This window comes from Nocardia acidivorans NBRC 108247 (genome assembly GCF_001625085.1).
GTDB lineage: Bacteria > Actinomycetota > Actinomycetes > Mycobacteriales > Mycobacteriaceae > Nocardia > Nocardia acidivorans.
The window spans coordinates 1-20,759 of sequence record NZ_BDAW01000013.1 but is presented as its reverse complement, the minus strand read 5'-3'; the positions used below and the strand labels follow the sequence as shown (position 1 = coordinate 20,759).

General features: G+C 67.4%; 19 protein-coding genes and 2 pseudogenes. 13 read left to right on the top strand and 8 right to left on the bottom strand.

The window, feature by feature from the left end; translation table 11 throughout:
• Positions 1-102: 102 nt before the first annotated feature.
• A pseudogene (locus NA10_RS07270) lies at positions 103-570 on the top strand (EamA family transporter); the annotation flags it as partial.
• Here the strand turns inward: NA10_RS07270 and NA10_RS07265 are convergent.
• Complete coding sequence (locus NA10_RS07265) at positions 564-1,838, bottom strand: MFS transporter (RefSeq protein WP_067564970.1); 1,275 nt, start codon at positions 1,836-1,838, stop codon at positions 564-566. The pseudogene NA10_RS07270 and the gene NA10_RS07265 overlap by 7 nt on opposite strands.
• A gap of 8 nt (positions 1,839-1,846) precedes the next feature.
• The gene (locus NA10_RS07260) at positions 1,847-2,203 is read right to left on the bottom strand and encodes an MBL fold metallo-hydrolase (protein ID WP_373862345.1); all 357 of its coding nucleotides are present in this window, start codon (positions 2,201-2,203) and stop codon (positions 1,847-1,849) included.
• Here NA10_RS07260 and NA10_RS39440 point away from each other — a divergent pair.
• Positions 2,185-2,547, top strand: coding sequence for a CGNR zinc finger domain-containing protein (locus tag NA10_RS39440; protein ID WP_084514415.1), 363 nt, complete (start codon positions 2,185-2,187; stop codon positions 2,545-2,547). The two genes, NA10_RS07260 and NA10_RS39440, sit on opposite strands and share 19 nt — an antisense overlap.
• Positions 2,548-2,624: 77 nt before the next feature.
• Positions 2,625-3,653, top strand: coding sequence for a DUF1444 domain-containing protein (locus tag NA10_RS07255; protein ID WP_157556171.1), 1,029 nt, complete (start codon positions 2,625-2,627; stop codon positions 3,651-3,653).
• 1 nt (position 3,654) lies between these two features.
• On the opposite strand, the gene NA10_RS07250 is transcribed toward NA10_RS07255, so the two are convergent.
• Positions 3,655-4,125, bottom strand: a complete 471-nt coding sequence (locus NA10_RS07250; RefSeq protein WP_245677081.1) for a GtrA family protein — start codon at positions 4,123-4,125, stop codon at positions 3,655-3,657.
• Positions 4,126-4,293: 168 nt separating this feature from the next.
• Between NA10_RS07250 and NA10_RS07245 the strand changes: the two genes are divergently transcribed.
• A complete protein-coding gene (locus NA10_RS07245; RefSeq protein WP_067564964.1) occupies positions 4,294-4,683 on the top strand; it encodes an ArsR/SmtB family transcription factor in 390 nt (129 codons plus the stop codon).
• A gap of 69 nt (positions 4,684-4,752) precedes the next feature.
• Here the strand turns inward: NA10_RS07245 and NA10_RS07240 are convergent, their stop codons facing one another.
• Genes NA10_RS07240 through NA10_RS07230 form a run of 3 tightly spaced genes read right to left on the bottom strand, consistent with a single transcriptional unit; the run spans position 4,753 to position 7,605 of the window.
• Positions 4,753-5,805, bottom strand: coding sequence for an ABC transporter substrate-binding protein (locus tag NA10_RS07240; RefSeq protein WP_067564962.1), 1,053 nt, complete (start codon positions 5,803-5,805; stop codon positions 4,753-4,755).
• 2 nt (positions 5,806-5,807) lie between these two features.
• A complete protein-coding gene (locus NA10_RS07235; RefSeq protein ID WP_067565376.1) occupies positions 5,808-6,683 on the bottom strand; it encodes an ABC transporter permease in 876 nt (291 codons plus the stop codon).
• A 4-nt stretch (positions 6,684-6,687) separates the two neighbouring features.
• Positions 6,688-7,605, bottom strand: a complete 918-nt coding sequence (locus tag NA10_RS07230; RefSeq protein ID WP_245677080.1) for an ABC transporter ATP-binding protein — start codon at positions 7,603-7,605, stop codon at positions 6,688-6,690.
• A 162-nt stretch (positions 7,606-7,767) separates the two neighbouring features.
• Between NA10_RS07230 and NA10_RS07225 the strand changes: the two genes are divergently transcribed.
• The 4 genes from NA10_RS07225 (at position 7,768) to NA10_RS07210 (ending at position 10,926) form a co-directional block, all read left to right on the top strand.
• A complete protein-coding gene (locus NA10_RS07225; protein WP_067564961.1) occupies positions 7,768-9,456 on the top strand; it encodes an ATP-binding protein in 1,689 nt (562 codons plus the stop codon).
• Positions 9,438-10,121 carry a response regulator gene (locus NA10_RS07220; RefSeq protein ID WP_067564960.1) on the top strand — a complete coding sequence of 228 codons (684 nt, stop codon included), beginning with the start codon at positions 9,438-9,440 and terminating at the stop codon, positions 10,119-10,121. Before NA10_RS07225 ends, NA10_RS07220 begins: the two co-directional genes overlap by 19 nt.
• Before the next feature lie 32 nt (positions 10,122-10,153).
• The gene (locus tag NA10_RS07215) at positions 10,154-10,360 is read left to right on the top strand and encodes a hypothetical protein (protein WP_067564958.1); all 207 of its coding nucleotides are present in this window, start codon (positions 10,154-10,156) and stop codon (positions 10,358-10,360) included.
• A 164-nt stretch (positions 10,361-10,524) separates the two neighbouring features.
• Positions 10,525-10,926, top strand: coding sequence for a VOC family protein (locus tag NA10_RS07210; protein ID WP_067564956.1), 402 nt, complete (start codon positions 10,525-10,527; stop codon positions 10,924-10,926).
• 25 nt (positions 10,927-10,951) lie between these two features.
• Here NA10_RS07210 and NA10_RS07205 read toward each other — a convergent pair whose 3' ends face one another.
• Positions 10,952-11,509 carry a class I SAM-dependent methyltransferase gene (locus NA10_RS07205; RefSeq protein ID WP_507763259.1) on the bottom strand — a complete coding sequence of 186 codons (558 nt, stop codon included), beginning with the start codon at positions 11,507-11,509 and terminating at the stop codon, positions 10,952-10,954.
• On the opposite strand from NA10_RS07205, the gene NA10_RS39750 reads away from it, so the two are divergent.
• The 5 genes from NA10_RS39750 to NA10_RS07180 all read left to right on the top strand — a co-directional run bounded on the left by NA10_RS39750 (position 11,417) and on the right by NA10_RS07180 (position 20,221).
• Positions 11,417-12,907, top strand: coding sequence for a hypothetical protein (locus tag NA10_RS39750; protein ID WP_507763260.1), 1,491 nt, complete (start codon positions 11,417-11,419; stop codon positions 12,905-12,907). The genes NA10_RS07205 and NA10_RS39750 overlap by 93 nt on opposite strands.
• Before the next feature lie 217 nt (positions 12,908-13,124).
• Positions 13,125-14,375, top strand: a complete 1,251-nt coding sequence (locus tag NA10_RS07195; RefSeq protein ID WP_067564950.1) for a serine hydrolase domain-containing protein — start codon at positions 13,125-13,127, stop codon at positions 14,373-14,375.
• Positions 14,376-14,432: 57 nt separating this feature from the next.
• Positions 14,433-15,320, top strand: a complete 888-nt coding sequence (locus tag NA10_RS07190; RefSeq protein ID WP_067564945.1) for a DMT family transporter — start codon at positions 14,433-14,435, stop codon at positions 15,318-15,320.
• Positions 15,321-15,429: 109 nt separating this feature from the next.
• Positions 15,430-18,975: a DNA polymerase III subunit alpha gene (dnaE, locus tag NA10_RS07185; RefSeq protein ID WP_084514392.1), complete on the top strand. Its 3,546-nt coding sequence runs from the start codon at positions 15,430-15,432 to the stop codon at positions 18,973-18,975.
• 76 nt (positions 18,976-19,051) lie between these two features.
• Positions 19,052-20,221, top strand: coding sequence for a glycoside hydrolase family protein (locus NA10_RS07180; RefSeq protein WP_084514391.1), 1,170 nt, complete (start codon positions 19,052-19,054; stop codon positions 20,219-20,221).
• Here NA10_RS07180 and NA10_RS37490 read toward each other — a convergent pair.
• A pseudogene (locus NA10_RS37490) lies at positions 20,222-20,759 on the bottom strand (ABC transporter); the annotation flags it as partial.

Genomic DNA, 20,759 nt, shown 5'->3' with positions numbered 1-20,759 from the left:
TGCGCAAGCTAACGTCGATGGGTGTCAGAGGGTCCCGCTGACGCCGAGGCAGGTCCGGCCGAACCGTCCAGCGCCGGGCGCGGGAGATACACCGGCAACCAGGTGGGTATCGCCTTCGGCTTCGCCGCCTATCTCCTGTGGGGCTTGTTCCCGGCCTTCTTCGGACTGCTGACGTTCGCGAATCCGGGGGAGGTGCTGGCCGAACGGATTCTCTGGAACCTCGCTGTGGCGCTGCCGGCCCTGTTCGCGGCGGGACGACTGCGCGAACTGCGCGGTATCGACGCCCGCACCTGGCGGCTCGCGGCGGCGGCTTCGCTTGCGCTGTCCATCAATTAGGGCGTCTGCGTATACGGCGTCATCAATGCGCAGGTGGTCGAGTGCGCTCTGGGCTACTTCGTCAATCCGCTGGTGACGGTCGCGTTCGGCGTCCTCATCTTTCGGGAGCGGCTGCGCCGGGTGCAGTGGGTCGCACTGGCATTGGGTGCGAGCGCGGTCATCGTGCTGACCGTTGACTACGGCCGCCCGCCGTGGATCGCGCTCATTCTGGCCTGTTCGTTCGCCACCTACGGACCCGCGCCGCAGCGCGGGCCACCGGCGCGTAGGGCCGCGGGCACGATCGCCAGCGCGAGAATGCCGCCGCCCAGCGCCAGCAGCGGGAAGCCCGCGACCGCGACGACGACACCCGAGGCCATACCGCCGGTCGCACCGGCGAGGGCGATCGAGACATCCACCAGCCCTTGGGTTTCGGCTCGGGTCTCCAGGGGCACCGCATCGGTGATGATCGCGGTGCCGGTGATCAGGCCGAAGTTCCAGCCCAGCCCCAGCAGCGCCAGCGCCACGGTGATCGGGATGAGCGAGTCGTCCGATGCGGCGGCGATGATCCCGGCGGCCAGCAGTATCACCCCGGAGGCGGCCGTGATCGGCAGTCGACCGTAGCGGTCGACGAGCCGGCCGGTGAGCGGTGAGGGCAGGTACATGGCCCCGATATGGATACCGATGACGAGCCCGGCGGCGGCGGTGCTGTGCCCGTGATCGTGCATATGGACCGGCGTCATGGTCATGATCGCCACCATGACCAGCTGGGTCACCACCATGATGAGCGCACCGGTGAGAACGCCGGAACGTCGCCGCCCCGGAGGGTCCGCCTCGCGGGGTGATGATGCCCCGGCTGACGCGCGGGGCCGCAGTGTCCCGGCCGCACCGCCTTCGTCATTCATGGTGCGGGCCAACAGCAATGGATCGGGGCGTAGCCAGACGGCCAGCACCGCCGCCGCCGATCCGTACGCGACCCCGGCGAGCAGAAACGGCCCCGTCAGGTACGGAATACCAAGCGCGCGTGCGAGATCGCCGGTAAGCCCGGTGAGATTGGGACCGATCACCCCGCCCAGCGTGGTCGCCACCAGCACGGTCGACACCGCCCGGGCGCGATGCGCGGGCGCGGCCACATCCGCTCCGGCATAACGGGCCTGCAGAGTGGTGGCCGTCCCCGCGCCGTATATGAACAATGCGGCGAACAGCAGCACGATATTGTCCGCGACGGCCGCCGCGATCACACCGGCACTGCCGACCGCACCGGCCGAATACCCGGTCGCCAACCCGCGCCGCCGACCCCGTGCCTGCGAAATCCGCCCCACGGCGATCGCCGCCAGCGCGGACCCGGCGGTCCCCAGCGCACTCGGCAGTCCGGCGAGCCCGGTGGACCCGAGCATGTCCTGCGCGAGCAATGCTCCGACGGTCACCCCGGCGGCCAGCCCCGCCCCGCTCAGCACCTGCGCGGCGACCAGCACGATCAGAATCCGGCGCTGTGCCGGATGCGCGTCCGGCACCGGGGCCGCCATGGGAGTCGTCACGCGGGCCCCACTTCGCCCAGGTCCAGGCGATCGGCCAGACCGGCGGCGGTGAAGGCGGCCACCAATTCGGCGCGGCCCTCGGTGAAGTGCGCCCAGCCGTCGTAGTGCACCGGAACCACCCGGCGCGCGCCGAGGATGCGGGCGGCCTCGGCGGCCTGCGCGCTGTCGAAAACGATTGTCGCGCCGTCGAACAGGGCCGGGATGCGCGGCGCTCCGGCGAAGAGGATGGCGGTGTCGATGGTGCCGCAGCGATCGGCGATCTCCCGCACCACCTCGAGTGAGGCATTGTCGCCGCTGACGTACACCGTGGGCAGATCCGCTGCGCTGAGCACGAATCCGACGACCTGACCCAGCAGCGGGACTGACGCCCGTTCCCACCGCGCTCTCCGCCGTCAACAGCGCCCTGACGAGTATCCCGACCGCGGCCCTGCTGCTGTGGGATGAGCATGACGGCCCGCATCGAGCGGCGGCCTGCCCGCCCGACGAAATCCTCCAGCGCGCCCTCGCCACCCTCGCCGCGGATGCCGCGGACCTGCTCACCGGCCCCGACGCCGAATACCTCACCCCGTGTGACTCGGCTCCCTGCAATCGCTATCTGCTGCGGCACGGCCGTCGTCACTGGTGCTCCACCCGCTGCGGCGACCGGGTGCGCGCCGCCCGTGCGTACGCCCGTCGCGCACAATCGAAATCGCGATAGCGCCCGTCGCGGTCACTGGCCGATTGGCGACGTATTCGGGCAGAGCGGACTCGCGCCGATCGCCTTAGGGTGTGGCGGTGGGTGCGCGAAATGGTCAGGGCGGCAACGCCGGCAACCTCGGTATCGACCGCCGCGAGGTGTCGTCATGGTCCCGGGTCCAGGCGTCGCTGCGCCCGGTGCTGCGCCCGATCGGCTATCGCGCCGGACCCTCCGGCGACGGTCTGCTGCGCCGTGAGATCTTCCCGTTCATCGACGAATTGGTGGTGGTGGATCTGCCGGACAAGCGCGCGTTCGTCGACTCGAATCTGGTGCGCCACTGGGGAGTTCCGCCGGATGGGGTCTTCGCGGTGGCCCGGGCCAATCTGGCCGCGTCCGCGGCATCGGTCGGGCCGGTGACGGGTCCGTATCTGCGCATGATCGACAGCGACGGCTACGCCACCTCACTGCCGCTGCTCGCCGAATGGCTCTCCGGGATGGGCCATCGGGGCAGGCGCGCGGTGGCCTTCATGCCCGATCAGGACAGCCTGCTGCTCGTCGCCGATGAACCGGATCTACTCGAGCGCGTCTTCGCCGATGTCGCCGAACTCTACGAGACGGCCGCGAATCCGCTGTCCCCGCAAGGCTATACGACCGATGAGCGGGGCCGGGTGGTGCCCTTCGATCGCGCGGGCCCGCACCCCTGCCTTCCGGCCGCGGTCCGCGCCCGCTGCGCGCTCACCGTCGACGCCTACGCACCGCAAACCGCCGCGCTGCGCCGGGCCTTGAACGAATCGCAGGGGTACGGAACGGGATTCGAGCCCTACGGCCTGGCTCCCGCCTTCGCCCCCGAGGCGCTGCTGGTGGATCGCGGTCGTGACGCGCTCACCCTCACCACCTGGGTCGAGGGCGAATTCGACGTATTGCTACCCCGGACAGACTGCATCTCCTTCGTGCGCTTCGCCGAGGACAACACCGTTCTCGGCGATTTCGTGGTGCCCTCGGAGGTGGTCGTCAATCTGCTCGGTCTGCGGCCCGCGCGCGGAATGCGCCCGGAGCGCTTCGAGATTCGCTCCTGGCCGAGCCGGTCGGTCTACTCGGCCATCCGCGCCGCCGCCGTCACCATTTGAGTCACTCCCGGTACATCGCACCGCGGAAGACCAGCCAGCGCATGGCCGCGTACATATAGAGGCCCTCGCCGATCCCGCCCGCCACCCGTGCGAGCTGATACTCCAGCCCGAGGGTGGCCAGTCCGCTGGTGACCCCGAGGATGAAGACCAGATAGTTGACCGCGACCACCACGACGTAGATCGCGAGTTGCGGCCCGATCGCGGCGTGCGAGGCGAAGTTCAGCGTCCGGTTCAGCAGATAGCTCAACCCGAACGCGGTGATGTAGCCCGCGGTGATCGCGATCGGCAGCGGCACCCGCAGCGTGCCGTGCAGAACGGTCAGCAAAGCCATATCCGAGGCGAAGCACACCGCGCTGACCAGCAGATAGCCCACGAAGGTGGGCGGTGCGAGCCGTTCCAGCCCGAAGGGCAGGCGTTCGGAGATACCCGTGCACAGCCGGTGGAACCAGGTATCGGGCATGACTTTCCGCACGAGGTCACGATGGCATCGCGAGATGGCCGGCAGGTTAGCGGCGCACCAACGCACCGCTGGGAATATAAGCTGCAACTTATATAAAGGTGCGGCCCGGGACAATACGATCGAGTTCTACACCGTGGCACCGGAGGGCAGTGCCGCACCGGAGGACAGTACGGAGTCCTGATGGAACCCGCTCCGGCGAAGATCTTCGACGCGCTCGGCGATCCCGTGCGCCGCTTCATCCTCGAACTGGTGGGCGCGGGGGAGCTGCCCGCCGGGGCGATAGTCGCCGCGGTGCAGGAATTCACCTCGATCTCGCAGCCCGGCGTCTCCCAGCATCTCAGGGTGCTGCGCGATGCCGGACTGCTCACCGTGCGGGCCGAGGGCACCCGCCGGATCCATGCCGTCGATCCGGCCGCGACGGAAGCGGCCCGGCATTGGCTGACGGCGCTGACCGTACAACCCTTCGCCCAGCCGATGGATGCCCTGGCCACCGAGATCGCGCGCGGAAAGCGAGAGCGCCGCACTGGGAATCGCGCGTCGAGCGCCGGGCCGGACGCCCGTTTGGCCTGAGAACACCCCGTGCGAACCCGCGCATCCCCTCATCGGATGCGCGGTCGCCCGGGGTGTTACCGAAATGGACTACTGCGCGCCGGGTTTCAGCGCCTGCTCCACGAACTGATTCGTGTAGGTGGCATCGAGATCGATGCGGTCGCGCACCGGCTTCACATTGCGCGAGTACCGGCCGAGGATGCGCAGCACGTTCTCGGCCCCTTCGCGTTTCATGAGGCCGTCGCCATTGAACATGCTGATCGAATCGCCGACCGATTTGACGTACAGCGTGGGATCGCCGCCCGCGTACTGCGACGGCATCTTGGCCGCGATCTCCTGCGGCGAATGCGCCTTGATCCATTGCAGCGTCTGCACGAACGAGGTCACCAGCTTCTGCACGATCTCGGGATGGCTGTCCACGGTCTCGCAGCGCATGTAGAGCGAGGCCGCCGGGTACAGCCCGCCCAGCGCGGCGCGGGTGCCCTGTTCATTGCGCATATCGATGAGCACCTGGGCATCACCGGAGCTGACCATCTTGGCGACGGTCGGATCGGTGGTCATCCCCGCGTCGATGCCGTCGTGGTTCATACCGGCGATGAAGGTCTGTCCCGCACCGACTTTCACCCGGGTGTAGTCCGAGGTCTGCAATCCTTCCTGCCCGGCAAGGGCCTGGGTGAGGAAGTCGGTGGAGGAGCCCAACGAGGTGACCCCCAGATTCCGGCCCCGGAAATCCTTGGGGGAGCGGATGGTTCCCGCGTCGGCCTTGGAGACCAGCTCCACTTCGCCCGGTACATCGGCGAATTGGACGACGGTGCGCAGGCATTGATCCTTGGCCTGTAGATCGATGGTGTGGTCGTAGAACCCGACCACACCCTGCACATCGCCGGTGAGCAGCGCGGTCTCGGCGGTCGCGCCGGACTGCTCGCCGAGCAGTTTCACATCGATGTCATTGCGTTCGAAATTGCCCAGTTGCTGAGTCAGCATGGCGGGCAGGTAGATCACCTTCTCCAGGCCGCCGACCATAATGGTGATCTGCGGTCGCCCGTTCGCCACCGGAATGGTGCGCGAATCACGACAGCCGGTGGCCAGCAGCAGTGAGGAGACGGCGAGCAGAATGAGCGCCAGGCTCTTGCGGTAGCGCATGCTCACATCCCGCCGTGGCCCGCGCCGGCCTGCGAGGGACGCCATTTCAGCAATCGACCCTCGGCCACGCCGATGATCCACTCCGCGACCAGCGCCACCACGGTGATGACGATCATGCCCGCGTAGATGCCCGCTGCGTCGAAGGTGCCCTGCGCATTGGAGATGAGTAGACCCAAACCCTTACTGGCTCCGGCGTATTCACCGACCACCGCACCGATCAGCGCGAAGCCGAAGGCGGTGTGCAGGCTGGACAGAATCCAGGTGGTCGCACTCGGCAGCACGATCGAGGTGAGCACCTGTCGCTTGGACGCGCCCAGAATGCGGGCATTGTTGATCACATTGCCGTCCACCTCACGCGCACCGGTGAAGGCGTTGAAGAACACCGCGAAGAACACCAGCACCACCACGGTGGCCACCTTGGAACTGAGCCCCAGGCCGAACCAGATGATGAACAGTGAGGCCAGCACGATACGCGGAACGGCGTTGAGCGCCTTGATGAATGGCGCGAGCACATCCGCCCAGTAGCGGCTGCGGCCCAGCAGCACACCCAGCACCACACCGGCCACGGTGCCGATGACGAAGCCCAGCACGGCCTCCTGCACGGTCGTGAACAGCTGCAACCAGATGGAGCCGAATTGCGTTCCCTCGGTGAACCATTCGTAGAGCCGGTCCCAGATGAGCGAGGGCTTGGAGTAGAAGAAGGGATCGATCCACAGCGAGGCGGTCAGTTCCCACGAGCCCAGCCACAGCGCCACCAGCAGCGCCCGCAGGCCCCAGGTGCGCAATGTGACCCGGCGCGCCTGATTGCGCACCCGGGTCAGGATCTGCTCCTCGGTCTCGGCCTCGAATTCCGGTGCGCCCTTGGCGATCTCGGTCATGACATCATGCGACACGAGCCGCTCCGTTCTTGCGTGCCGCATCGACCTGATCGCGCAGCGTTTCCCAGATTTCGCGGTAGAGGTCGCGGAACTCCTCGGTGAGCCGCACCTGTTCGACATTGCGCGGGCGCTCCAGGGTGACGGTGAAATCACCGCAGACCGTCGCGGGCGAGGCGGTCATGACGACCACCCGGTCGGCCAGGGCGATGGCTTCCTCCAGATCGTGCGTCACGAAGATGACCGCCGCATTGGTCCCGGACCACACGCGCAGCAGTTCGTCCTGCATGAGCTGGCGGGTCTGCACATCGAGCGCACTGAACGGCTCGTCCATGAGAATGATCTCGGGATTGTTGACCAGGGTCTGCGCAAGCGAAACGCGTTTGCGCATACCGCCGGAGAGCTGATGCGGGTAGTAGCCCTCGAATCCGGCCAGGCCGACCGTGCGCACCCATTCGGCGGCGCGTTCGCGCGCCTGCTTCCTGGGCACGCCCCGGAACTCCGGGCCCAGCGCCACATTGTCCAGCACCGACTTCCACGGCAGCACCGCGTCCTGCTGGAACATATAGCCGACGCCGTCCGGAATACCGCGAACATCCTTGCCGCGCACCAGGGTCCGCCCGGCCGAGGCGGGCTCGAGGCCCGAGACCAGGGAGAGCGTGGTGGACTTGCCGCAGCCGGTGGGGCCGACGACGGCGACGAATTCGCCCGGGGCGACGGCGAAGTTCAGGTCGCGCACCGCGGTGTGGATACCACCGTTCGTGCCCGGGAAGCGCTTGGTCGCGCCCCTCAGCTCGATGAGCGGGTGCTCGATGAGCGGCCCGCCGCTGTGCTCGATGAGCGGCCCGCCGCTGTGCTCGATGATCGGCCCGCCGCTGTGTTCGATAAGCGGCCCGCCGCTGTGCTCGATGAGTGGATCGGTCACTACTACTCCTGTGTCCCTGCCGCGTCTCTGCGGCGTTGGACAGAAGCTACGTGTCCCGGGTCACACCGGACCCCCTTGTGTGCGCTACCCGCACAAGTGGCAATTCGGACGTTTCGTGCATTCTGCTCATGGGTTTGCGGAGCATTGTCTATCCTGTCGCGGGTGTTCTCGCTCGGCCCCCGCTCGGTTCGCCTTCGAACCCAGATCGTGCTGTTGCAGGTCGCGGTGGTCGGCTTGACCCTGGGCCTGGCCTTCGGCGTCTTCGCGTATGTCAGCGGACAGCGGCTCTCGGGGGAGTACGGCGAAAGGGCCCTTGCCATCGCGCGGACCGTCGCCTCGGATCCGGAGGTGCGGACCGAGGTCGCGCGCTATGCCAATCTCGCATTGCGACCCGGACCGCAATTGGAGGATGAGCTCGCCGCGGGCGAATTGCAGCGGATCGCCGGTGACGCGCGCGTGCGCACCGGGGCATTGTTCGTGGTCATCACCGATGACGCGGGCATACGCCTGGCGCATCCCGAGCGCGGTCGGCTCGGCGAGATGGTCAGCACCGACCCGTCCAAGGTGCTCGCCGGAGCCGAGGTGGTGATTCGCGAACACGGCACCCTCGGTGAATCCGTGCGCGCCAAAGTGCCGGTGTTCGAACGGGGTACGGGCCGCGTGGTGGGCGAGGTGAGCGTCGGCATCTCCACCGAGGCGGTGCGCGAACAACTGCTGAACGATCTGCGCCGTGCCGGTCTCCTGATCGGTGGCGCACTGCTCGCGGGCATTGCCGGATCGGTGTTGCTGGCTCGTCGCTGGCACGGTTTGACGCTCGGCCTCGAGCCGTCCGAACTCGCCGAATTGGTGCGTGAACAGGACGCGGTGCTGCACGGCATCGGGGAGGGCGTGGTCGCCGCCGACTCCGCCTGGCGCGTCACGGTCGTCAATGACGAGGCCCGCCGACTGCTCGGCGTCACCGCCGCGCCGGGTGCGGATATCGATGCGATCGGCCTGACTCCCCGTGTGGTGCGGGCCTTCCGGGCCGCGGACGGACAACCGGTACAGGCGGCGGTCGGCGCGCGCATCGTCGTGGTCACCGCCCGCGCCGTCACGCGCGAGGGCCGCCCGCTCGGCGCGGTATTGAGCGTGCGCGACCGCACCGATGTGGAATCCCTTACTCGCCAACTGGATGCGGTCCGCTCCCTGAGCACCGTGCTGCGCGCCCAGCGCCACGAATTCGCCAATCGCCTGCACCTGCTCAGTGGCCTGCTGCACACCGGCCGCCCCGACGAGGCCGCGGTCTACCTGGGGGAGTTGCTCGGCTCCGGCCCCCTCGGCGCGGCCCTGCCCGGTATGGACGCGGTCACCGACCCGTATCTGCAAGCCTTCCTCGCCGCCAAGGCCGCGCACGCCCGCGAAAAGGGCGTGCGATTACGCCTCGGTCCCAATACCTGGGTCGCCGCGAATCTCGCCGCGCCGGTGGATGTCACGACGGTCCTGGGCAACCTGCTCGACAACGCCATCGAGGCCGCCCGGGATTCGGAGGGGAAGATCGTCGAGGTGGAGTTGGTTCAAGAGGGTGAGACACTGCACCTCACCGTGGCAGACAGCGGTGAGGGCGTCGCGGCCGACCTGGTGGATTCGATATTCACCGAAGGGGTTTCCACGCGCGCCGACACCGGAGCGCCCGGCGGGCGCGGTGTCGGTTTGGCGCTGTCCCGGCAGGTCGCCCGGGCCCGCGACGGTGACGTGCGATTGGGGCATGCGGGTGGTATCGGAGCCGAAAAGCCTTTGCGGGGTGCGGAATTCATTGCCCGATTGCCGGGTGTACTGACCGAGGGAGAACCGGCGTGGGTGCTGGAGAGCTGAATGTGCTGGTGGTCGACGACGACTTCCGGGTGGCCAATATGCACGCCGGAATCGTCGCGGCGCTGCCGGGCTTCACCGTCGGCGCGGTCGCCAACACCCTGGCCGCCGCGCGGACCGAGATCGAAAGCGCGGCATTCGATCTGGCCCTGGTCGATGTCTATCTGCCGGACGGTTCCGGGGTGGAGCTGGTGCGCGAGATCCGGTTCGACGCCATGATGCTCACCGCCGCAACCGAATCCGAGACGGTGCGGGCCGCGCTGGCCGCCGGCGCGCTCGGATACCTGGTGAAGCCGTTCAACCATGCCGCGCTCGCCGCCCGACTGGCCGGATACGCCCGCTACCGCCGTATTCTCGCCGGTCCGGAGGTCGACGCGGCCGAGGTCGACGCCGCCCTGCTCGCCCTGCGCCCCAGTGCCACCGCGGGCGGCGCCCCGGCCCAGTCCGCGACGGTCGCCTCGCCCACCAAAGACCTTGTGCTGCAAGCCGTGCAGAGCGCCACCGCCCCGATGTCCGCCGCGCAGGTCTCGGCCGCCATCGGCATCTCCCGCGCCACCGCCCAGCGCTATCTCGCCGCGCTGGTCGCCACCGGCGGGGTGCGCATGCAATTGCGCTACGGCAGCACCGGTCGTCCCGAGCAGGAGTACTCCGCCGGACCCGTACGCTGAGATCGATAGTCATCAAGGAAGGAAATACCCTCATGCGCAATCGTTTCCGTGCCGGAGTCCTCGCGAGCGCCCTGCTGCTCGCGCCACTCGCCGCCGTCGCCACCGCCTCGGCCGTACCGCTGGACCAGGCTCCGACGCAGAACGCCGACGTGGCGGGCACCGTCTGCATCCAGCAGTTCCCGCAGAGCGTGATCTGCCTGCTCAGCACCTTCTCGGCCTCGGCGTCGGCGCAGAAGTAGCCTGTCCCGAAGTTAGCTGATCCGCCAACCATCCTATGACGCCTGTCACAGGATGGTTGGCGGATCGTCCGTTCATTGGCTAGCTTCGAAGGCGTGGCGGTGCTCCTGTCGGCCGACTTGCACCGGTCCAGGGTCGGGATCGCCACGGACACAGGAGAATTCCCATAACTATTCAGTTCAACCACACCATTGTCGCGAGCAAGGACAATCGGGAGACCGCCGAATTCTGGGCGGACATCCTTGGTTTGGAGGTGGGGGCGGAGTGGGGACCGTTCATCGCACTGCCGGTGCACAACGGCGTCACCTTCGACTTCGCGAACAGCCCGCCGGATATTCCCGGCGGCATTCACCCCACGCATTACGCCTTCCTGGTCTCGGAGGACGAATTCGATGCGGCCTACCGCAAGATCCGGGAGCGCGGACTCACCTACTGGGCGGATCCGCGTAGGCAGGGCGTGAACGAGATCAACCACAATGACGGTGGCCGCGGTATCTATTTCACCGACCCCAACGGCCACTACCTGGAGCTGATCACCGTTCCGTACGGCGGCTGGCCGGAGAAGTAGTCTCCGGAACGGGGCGTCGGCGCTCTCACACCGAGATCGCCACGCCCCGTGACAGCGCGCCCAGGAATTTCGGGGTCCTGCTCTCGTAGAACCGATCCACCTCGCGAATCTCGAAGCCCGCGTTCTCGATCATGGCGCGAATATCGCGATTCAAGTGGCAACCGCCGAACAGCGTCCGCTGCATCGGGTTCAGGCGCTGCTGCCATTTCTGGACTCCGGCGTCGGGTGCGAGTCCGTGTTCGACGAAGTGAAAAGTGCCGCCGGGCACCAGCACCCGCCGTAATTCCGCCAGCGCGGCCCGCGCGTCGGGAATGGTGCACAGCGTCCAGGTGGACAGCGCCGAATCGAAACTGTTGTCCGCGAACGGCAGTGACTGTCCATCCAGTCCGGACCGCTCGACCGGGACCTTTGCGGCGGCGAGGCGTTTGCCCGCCATATGCCAGCCGGTGTCGACCGGTTCCACCGCCGTCACCGAAGCCACCGCGCCCGGATAGAACGGCACATTGCGTCCCGATCCGAAACCGATCTCCACGACTCGGCCGTGCAGACCCTCGCAGGTCTGCTCGCGCACCGGATCGAGCATCGCCGACCCGCACGACAGATCGACGATGCGGGGCAGGACGTGGTTCTCGTAGATGCCCATATCGGTCACTCTCCCAGTGAAATACGTGCCACGCCAGGACTAGCGCCGCGGTGCGAAGCGCTGGGTGAGCCAGGCGGTGTAGAAGTCCAGCACCTGCGGATCGACGGTCGTCCCGATGGCGGCGTACTCGGTGAGCAGCCCGGATCCCGCGGGCTGCATGAGGTGATTGAGCCCGTCGAAGACGTGCACGGTGGCATCCGGATCGGCGGCCAGCAGCGTGCGTGCGGGTCCCTCGCTCTGCGCCGCCGGAACCTGCACATCCTTGGTCCCGTACACCGCGAGCACCGGAATGCGCAGCGCCGAAAGCGCCGGGGCCGGATCATAATTGATGAGCGCGGCCATATACGGCGACACCAGCTCGTCGATGGCGGCCTCGGACTGTTTGCGTTCGGGCGGCAGGCCGTCATTGTGCTGCGTCGCGTACTTCTTGGCGGCCGCCAGATCGCCGGTGCGCACGATATCGACCAGTCCGGAGACATAGGCGAGCTGTTCGGAGATCTGCTCGGGGGTCGCGCCCTGTGCGGTCGCGATGATCCGATTCTGTTCCAGCAGCACGTCCGCGCCGGTGACCGCGGGCCCGGCCTGCATGATCACGAAGGCCACACCGCTGTTCGGCCGCGCCGCGTACAGCGGTGCCAGGTAGCCGCCCTCGCTGTGCCCCAGCAGACCGATGCGGGCGGCGTCGATCTCCGAACGGCCGTGCAGGAAGGCGATTCCCGCGCCGATATCGTCGGCCAATTGCCGGTAGTCGGACTGCGACAGATCACCGCCGGTGCCGCCGACGCCCCGGTCGTCGGTGCGCAGCACGGCATACCCGGCGCGGGTGAAGGTGTCCGCGAGCACCAGGAACGGCTTATGCCCCAGCAGTTCCTCGTCGCGATTCTGCGCACCGCTGCCGGTGACGAGCACGACCGCCGGATGCGGTCCGGCGCTCTCCGGTTCGGTCAGCGTTCCGGCGATGGTGAGATCACCGCTGCGGTAGCTGACCTCCTCGGACCGGTACGGCCACGGCGGTTTCGGCTCCTGCGGGCGCGCCATCGACGCGAGCCGGCCGCGCGTCAGGCGCAGCGGCACCCTCTGCCCGGACTGGGTGAAATCGCCCGCGATGCTGTCGGAGGGCCTGTCGTATGTGCCCTTGAACGCAGGTGCGCCCGGGAAATCCGGGATCGCGAAGGCGATGTCCGCGCTACCGGTGCGAATATCGGTGAGGTTCTTGCCCACCACCGCCTGGGTCGGGATATCGATGGTGGCCTTGCCGTCGGCAGTGAAGGCGACCCCGACCTCGAGCGGGTGATCCGGGATCTCGATCTTCCCGTTCCACTCGCCGATCACCGGTGAGGTCTCGGTCTTCGAATCCGAGCAACCCGCCGCCACCAGGGCCAGCACGACGAACAGACCCAGCGAGAGCGAACGCAGTGCACGCATGGTGCCGAGCCTACGCGCGGGTCACATGCGCATTACCGATTCGACACCCGAAATAACCTCTGCGCCATGACCGGTAACTCTCCGGCTCATTCCATTGCCCGGACAGCTGTCCGGGTCGTACCGTGGGTCGATGAGCACCGTCGCCGCCGCCCCCGATCTCGCGGATCTTCCCCCCGGTGTGGGCGGTTACGCGACACCCGAATTCGGCCCCCTGGTAAGGACTTTCGCCCGCCTGATGGGTGGTCGGCCCGGCTCGGGCGGTGCGCTCACCGTGCACCTGCGGGGCACCCCGCTGGTGGAGATCTGGACCGGGGACTCCGCCCCCGCCACCGCGTGGACCGCCGATACCGGCGCGGTCGTCTTCTCGGCCACCAAAGGCATTGCCGCGACGGTCATCCACCGCCTGGCGGACCGCGGTCTCATCGATTACGACACTCCCGTCGCCGCCTACTGGCCGGAGTTCGCCGCCAATGGCAAAGAGCGAATCACCGTGCGGCACCTGCTCTCCCACCGCGCGGGTCTGTCCGGCCTCCCCGCCATCGCCGCGGGCCTGGACGACATCCTCGACCACCGCCTGATGGAACAGCGCCTGGCCGCCGCGAAACCAGATCACCTGCTGGGCACTCCGACCTACCACGCCCTCACCTACGGCTGGCTGCTGGCCGGTCTGGCGCGCGCGGTCACCGGCCGCGGTATGGCCGAACTCTTCCGCACCGAGATCGCCGAACCCCTCGGCACCGACGGCATCCACCTCGGCCGTCCGCCCGCCACCTCGGCGACCACGGCCGCCACCCTGCACGGCGGTGGCCTCGCCTTCGTCGGCACCACGTACGTCTCGCTGGTGCTGGGCCGTTCCTATTCTTTCCCCGGCGCTTTGGGCGCGGCGGCTCGCGCCCTGTTCCTGCCCGGGTTGGAGGAGTTCCTCGAGGGTGACACCCCGCCCATCCTGGATACCGAACTGCCCGCCGGAAACGGCGTCTGCACCGCCACCGGCCTGGCCACCCTCTACGGTGCGCTCGCCAACGGCGGTATGTCCCAGGGCCGTCGCTTCCTGAGCCCCGCCACCGTGAAGGCGATGCGCCATATCGAGACCTTCGGGCTGGACCACGCCCTGATGTACATCCCGATGATGTGGCGCATGGGCTACCACTCCCTGCCCATCCCCGGCGCCAGAGCGGGTTTCGGTCATATCGGCCTCGGCGGCTCCTTCGGCTGGGCCGACCCGAACCGCGGCCTCTCGGTGGGTTTCGTGCACAACCGCCTCTCGCTCTCCGCGCTCACCTCGGATCAACTCGCCTCGGCATGGGTGCTGCCGCTGGTGGTGCGGGGCGCCCGATCCGCGCGTCGCACCACCCAACTCCCGGCTTCGCGGGCCGCCTGAGCGCCGCGCGCCCGGCCCCGCCGTTCGGGGAGCGGGGCCGGACGGCAGACTGGGGGCGTGCAACTTCCTCTCGGTGCGGTGATTTGTGCCTTCGTCGCGGCTCTGCTGTTCGCGGTGTCGGCGGTGGCGCAGCAGCGGGCGGCGTCCGAGGTGCCGCAGGATCAGGGGTTGATGCGGGCGCTGATCAGGAGTCCGACGTGGTGGGCCGGAATGATCGGGGACGGTGGGGGATTCGCGTTCCAGGTGGCGGCGCTGGCGTTGGGGTCGGTGCTGATCGTGCAGCCGATTCTGGTGAGTGCGCTGGTGTTCGCGCTGCCGATGGCGGCGCGCTACAGCGGGCGCAGGACGACGCCGGGAATGTGGGCGAACGCGCTGGCGCTGTCGGCGGCGCTGGCGATCTTCCTGATCGTCGGCGACCCCACCGAGGGGTTGGACACCGCGCCGTGGCATCGGTGGGTGCTGCCGCTCGGTCTGGTGTTCGGGGTGGTGGCGGCGGGTGTCCTGGGAGCGCGGGTGGTGAAAACGCCTGCGCTGCGGGCACTTCTGCTCGGTGGTGCGGGCGGCACGCTGGTGGGTGTTTCGGCGGCGTTGACCGCGAATGTGACTAGGCTGTTCGGGCACGGGATCAGCACGGCGCTCACCAGTTGGGAGATCTACGTGCTGGTGGCCACCGGGGTCGGCGGCGTCTATCTGCAACAGCGTGGCTATCAAGCGGGTTCGCTCGCGGCCTGTCTGCCGGCGTTCACGATCGCCGAACCGCTCGTCGCCGCGTTCGTCGGAATCACGGTCTTGGACGAGCGCCTGCGCAGCGGTCCGGTGGGCACCGCGTGCGTGCTGGTGGCGGTCGTCGTCATGTGCGTTGCGACCGTTGCGCTGTCGCGCGCGCAGGCGGGCGAACCGCTCGAAGCGTCCGATTCCGCGCCGGCTTCGCAACTCCCAGAGTGACTCTCGTCACGACACGCTGAGGCGCGGCACGCCGACGATCGAGATTGCCTCGGCGCTGTCGGAGGGTCGAGTCGTTACTTGTCGGTGGGAGCACCTAAGGTATCGTGACGTGTCGTCGTCGGGATCATTCGTTCACCTCCACAACCACACCGAGTACTCGATGCTCGATGGCGCGGCGAAGATCACGCCTCTGTTCAAAGAGGCCAAACGGCTGGGCATGACCGCCGTCGGAATGTCCGACCACGGAAACATGTACGGCGCCTCGGAGTTCTACAACTCCGCCAAGAAGCTCGGCGTCAAACCGATCATCGGCATCGAGGCGTACATCGCGCCCGAATCGCGTTTCAACACCAAGCGCGTGCAGTGGGGCGACCCCTCGCAGAAGAGCGATGACGTCTCGGGTTCGGGTGCGTACACCCATATGACCATGGTCGCGGAGAACGCGCAGGGTCTGCGGAACCTGTTCAAGCTCTCCAGCCTCGCCTCCATCGAGGGTCAGCTCGGCAAGTGGGCGCGTATGGACGCCGACATCATCGCCGAGCACGCCGCGGGCATCATCGCCACCACGGGTTGCCCCTCGGGCGAGGTGCAGACCCGCCTGCGCCTGGGCCAGGAGCGCGAGGCCCTCGAGGCCGCCGCCAAATGGCAGGAGATCTTCGGTCCGGAGAACTTCTTCCTCGAGATCATGGACCACGGCCTGTCCATCGAACGCCGGGTGCGCGAGGGTCTGCTCATGGTCGGCAAACAGCTGGGCATCCCGCCGCTGGCCACCAATGACTGCCACTATGTGCACGAGTCCGATTCGGCCAATCACGAGGCGCTGCTCTGCATCCAGACCGGTAAGACCCTCTCGGACCCGACCCGCTTCAAATTCGACGGCTCCGGCTACTACCTCAAGTCCGCCGAGGAGATGCGCGCCATCTGGGACGCGGAAGTCCCTGGGGCCTGCGACAATACGGTCCTGATCGGCGAGCGTGTGCAGCCGTACGACGATGTCTGGGAACACCGCGACCGGATGCCGATCTTCCCGGTCCCCGAGGGCGAGACCCAGGGCAGCTGGCTGCGCCGCGAGGTGATGCTGGGCCTGGAGCGCCGCTTCCCCAAAGGCATTCCGGGCGACTACATTCCGCGTGCGGAATTCGAACTCGACGTCATCATCGAAATGGGCTTCCCGGCCTACTTCCTCATCGTCGCCGACCTCATCAACTACGCCCGCTCGGTCGGCATCAATGTCGGCCCCGGTCGTGGTTCGGCCGCCGGTTCACTGGTCGCCTACGCCATGGGCATCACCAATATCGACCCGATTCCGCACGGGCTGCTCTTCGAGCGCTTCCTCAATCCCGAGCGCGTCTCCATGCCCGATATCGATATCGACTTCGACGATCGCCGCCGCGGTGAGATGGTCCGCTACGCCACCGAGAAGTGGGGCAGCGACCGCGTCGCCCAGGTGATCACCTTCGGTACCATTAAAACCAAAGCGGCGCTGAAGGATTCGGCACGCGTGCAGTTCGGCCAGCCCGGCTTCGCCATCGCCGACCAGATCTCCAAGGCGCTGCCGCCGCCGATCATGGCCAAGGACATTCCGCTCTCGGGCATCATGGATCCCGAACACGAGCGGTACAAAGAGGCCGCCGAGGTCCGCGAGCTCATCAATACCAACCCGGACGTCAACAAGATCTACGAGACCGCCCGCGGCCTCGAGGGCCTGATCCGCAATGCGGGCGTGCACGCCTGCGCGGTCATCATGTCCAGCGAACCGCTCACCGACGCCATCCCGGTCTGGAAGCGCGCCCAGGACGGCGCCATCATCACCGGCTGGGACTACCCGTCGTGCGAGGCCATCGGCCTGTTGAAGATGGACTTCCTGGGCCTGCGCAACCTGACCGTCATCGGTGACGCGCTGCTCAATATCAAGAACAACCGCGGTATCGACCTGGATCTGGACACGCTGCCGCTGGAAGATCCCGCCACCTACGAATTGCTCGCGCGCGGAGACACTCTCGGCGTCTTCCAGCTCGACGGCGGCGCCATGCGCGATCTGCTGCGCCGCATGATCCCCACCGGCTTCGAGGATATCGTCGCCGTGCTCGCGCTGTACCGCCCCGGCCCCATGGGCATGAACGCGCACAATGATTACGCCGACCGCAAGAATGGTCGCCAAGAGGTCAAACCCATCCATCCGGAGCTCGAGGAGCCCCTGAAGGACATTCTGCGCGATACCTACGGCCTGATCGTGTATCAGGAGCAGATCATGCAGATCGCGCAGAAGGTCGCCGGTTACTCGCTCGGCCGAGCCGATATTCTGCGCCGCGCCATGGGCAAGAAGAAGGCCGAAGTCCTGGAAGCCGAATTCGAGGGTTTCGAAAAGGGCATGCTGGACAATGGTTTCTCCAAACCCGCCATCAAGGCGCTGTGGGACACCATTCTCCCGTTCGCCGGGTACGCGTTCAATAAATCGCATGCCGCGGGCTACGGCCTGGTCTCGTTCTGGACCGCCTACCTCAAGGCCAATTATCCGGCCGAGTACATGGCCGGTCTGCTCACCTCCGTCGGTGACGACAAGGACAAGGCCGCCATCTACCTGGCCGACTGCCGCCGCCTGGGCATCCAGGTGCTGCCGCCGGATGTGAACGAGTCCGAGATCGAATTCGCCTCCGTGGGCGGCGATATCCGCTTCGGTATGGGCGCGGTCCGCAACGTCGGCGCGAATGTGGTCTCCTCGATCATCGCCGCCCGCAAGGAGAAGTCGAAGTTCACCGACTTCTCCGACTACCTGAACAAGATCGACGCGACGGCCTGCTCCAAGAAGGTCACCGAATCCCTCATCAAGGCAGGCGCTTTCGATTCGCTCGGCCATCCGCGCAAGGGTCTGCTGCTGGTGCACTCCGATGCCATCGACGCGGTCATGTCGACCAAGAAGGCCGAGGCCATCGGCCAGTTCGACCTCTTCGGCGGCCTGGACGATGACGATTCCATGGCCAGCGTCTTCAATGTGAAGGTGCCCGACGAGGAGTGGGAGTCCAAGCACAAACTCGCCCTCGAACGCGAGATGCTGGGCCTGTACGTCTCCGGGCATCCGCTCAATGGCGTCGAGCATGTGCTTGCGGCGCAATCGGATACGGCGATTCCGACGATTCTCGAGGGCGATGTCAAGGACGGCCAGCAGGTCACCATCGGCGGTATTTTCGCCAGCGTCACCCGCCGGGTGAACAAGAACGGTCTGGCCTGGGCCTCGGCGCAGCTGGAAGACCTCAGCGGTGGTATCGAGGTGCTGTTCTTCCCGCAGTCCTACTCGGTGTACGGCATGGATGTCACCGAGGACGCCATCGTGCTGGTCAAGGCCCGCGTCTCCGCGCGCGACGACCGAATCTCGCTCATCGCCAACGACCTGATCGTGCCGGACCTTTCGCATATCGGCGTGGAGAAACCGCTGTCGGTGATCATTCCGACCCGCCTGTGCACCCCGGACAAGATCGGCGCGCTCAAGCGGGTGCTGGTCAGCCATCCGGGCACCGCCGATGTCCTGATCAAGCACGTCGGCTCCCGCGAGCGCACCACCGTGCTGAAAGTGGCTGACAACCTGCGGGTTTCACCCTCCTCGGCGCTCATGGGCGATCTCAAAGCGTTGCTGGGCCCGGGCTGTCTGGCGAGCTGAGCCTCCCCGGATTTCGCTGATCACGGCAGTATGGTGCGAAGAGCAGCCGTGATCAGGACCGGAGAGGATATCCGAGGTGCCCTTCCCGCGCGCTCGACTACTGGCCGCGCTCGCGGCCGTCAGCCTGCTCGCCGCGTGCGGGCACAGCGGCCCGCATTCGGTGGTGAGCACCTCGGCACCCCGAATCGCCCGGGGCATACCGCAACCCGAGGGTGCACCGGCCGCGCCCGCCGCGGTGACCGCCACCCCCGCCGGACTGCGCTGGCACGGACAGCCGTGGTGGCCCAGCGGTTTCAACGGCCCGCAGCTCGCCACCGATTACGCGGTCAATTTCGGCTGTGGGGCGGAGGTGGATCTGGACGAGTTCTTCCGCGTCCTGCCCCCGAACACCCTCACCCGTTTCTCGCTCTTCCAGGCGTTCGTGCTGAACAAGGACACCGGGGAGCTGAACTTCAAGCCCGCCGACGCCGTCTTCGCCGCCGCCGAGAAGTACGGCCACCCGGTGCTGCCGGTGCTGGCCGCGCAGACCGGCGACTGCGGGGACGAGGTCTTCAAACAGCGACAGTGGTACGTGGACGGCTGGACCAAGCCGGTCGAGGTCCCCGGCCGCTCGGTCATGAGCTACCGCGACTGGGTGAACACCGCGGTGAATCGCTGGCGCGGCTCGCCGATGCTGGCCGGTTGGGAGCTGGTCGGCGAGCCCGAACCCAGCAATTGCGATGGCACCCGCTGCGATCTGCGGCACCGCACCTGCCCCGCCGACGCCGCCGAGGTGCTACGCACCTTCATGGATCAGGCCGGAGATGTGCTGCGCGCCAAGGATCCCGGCCGGCTGATCTTCGCCGGATACGTCGGCGGCAGCCAATGCGGTATCACCGGCGAGAAATTCGGCCTGGTGAGCGCCTCGCGCAATGTGGACGTGGTGGAGTTTCACGACTACACCGAGGACGGCAATCCACTGCCGGGCGGCCCGGCCGACGGTCTGGCCTACCGCCTGGACCAGGCGCGCGCACTCGGAAAACCCCTGCTGGTGGGGGAGATCGGCGAATACGCGGGCTCCTGCGACAGCCTGGAACGGCGGGCCGAGATCATGGGCCGTCGTATGGACGGGCAGCGTGCGGCCGGTAGCGCGGGCGCGCTCATCTGGGCCTATGTCCCCGACCCCCGGCTGGATCAGTGCACCTACGATGTCGGACCGGATGATCCGCTCTGGCGTGTGGTGGCCGAGCACAGCACCCTGGGCTGATCAGCTCCCGATGATCCGGTACAGCCGCCAGTTCGGCTGTCCGGCACCGTCATTGGGGATCTCCAGTTCCAGGGTAGCGATCTGCGCACCGTTCTCGTACATGCTCGGATAGCGCCGGTTCACCGCATCGGAGCTACCGCGACCGGTATTGGGCACCGCCAGAATGTATTTCGCGCCGCGATCGAGCGGGCGGTTCAGCACCCGCACGAAATCGCGATCCGAGGGGATGACGAAACGATCGGGTTTGTCGGAGGCGACCAGCACCGCGAAGCCGTACACGGTATCCATCACCACCGAACCCGGCGGCAGGTCCAGATCGTCGAGATAGTCGGCCAGCCGCCGTTCGGTGCGGAAGGTGGCGGCGATGCGGAGTTCATCGTCGTGCTTGGCGGAGACATCGTGCGGATCCGGGAAGAGCGCCGCGTCCAGGGCGTACTCCTGCACGGCCATAAGCTGATTGTCCATACCGAGCGCGGTCACCGGCAGCGCCACCACCAGCAGCGCCGCCGCCATGCCCGCGGCCGCCAGCGGTGCGGCC

Bases quoted from the DNA above. Each gene is read 5' to 3' on its own strand.
- NA10_RS07265 (WP_067564970.1), bottom strand. From the start codon at position 1,838: ATGGCGGCCCCGGTGCCGGACGCGCATCCGGCACAGCGCCGGATTCTG.
- NA10_RS07245 (WP_067564964.1), top strand. From the start codon at position 4,294: ATGGAACCCGCTCCGGCGAAGATCTTCGACGCGCTCGGCGATCCCGTG.
- NA10_RS07240 (WP_067564962.1), bottom strand. From the start codon at position 5,805: ATGCGCTACCGCAAGAGCCTGGCGCTCATTCTGCTCGCCGTCTCCTCA.
- NA10_RS07235 (WP_067565376.1), bottom strand. From the start codon at position 6,683: ATGACCGAGATCGCCAAGGGCGCACCGGAATTCGAGGCCGAGACCGAG.
- NA10_RS07215 (WP_067564958.1), top strand. From the start codon at position 10,154: ATGCGCAATCGTTTCCGTGCCGGAGTCCTCGCGAGCGCCCTGCTGCTC.
- NA10_RS07205 (WP_507763259.1), bottom strand. From the start codon at position 11,509: ATGCTCGATCCGGTGCGCGAGCAGACCTGCGAGGGTCTGCACGGCCGA.
- NA10_RS07195 (WP_067564950.1), top strand. From the start codon at position 13,125: ATGAGCACCGTCGCCGCCGCCCCCGATCTCGCGGATCTTCCCCCCGGT.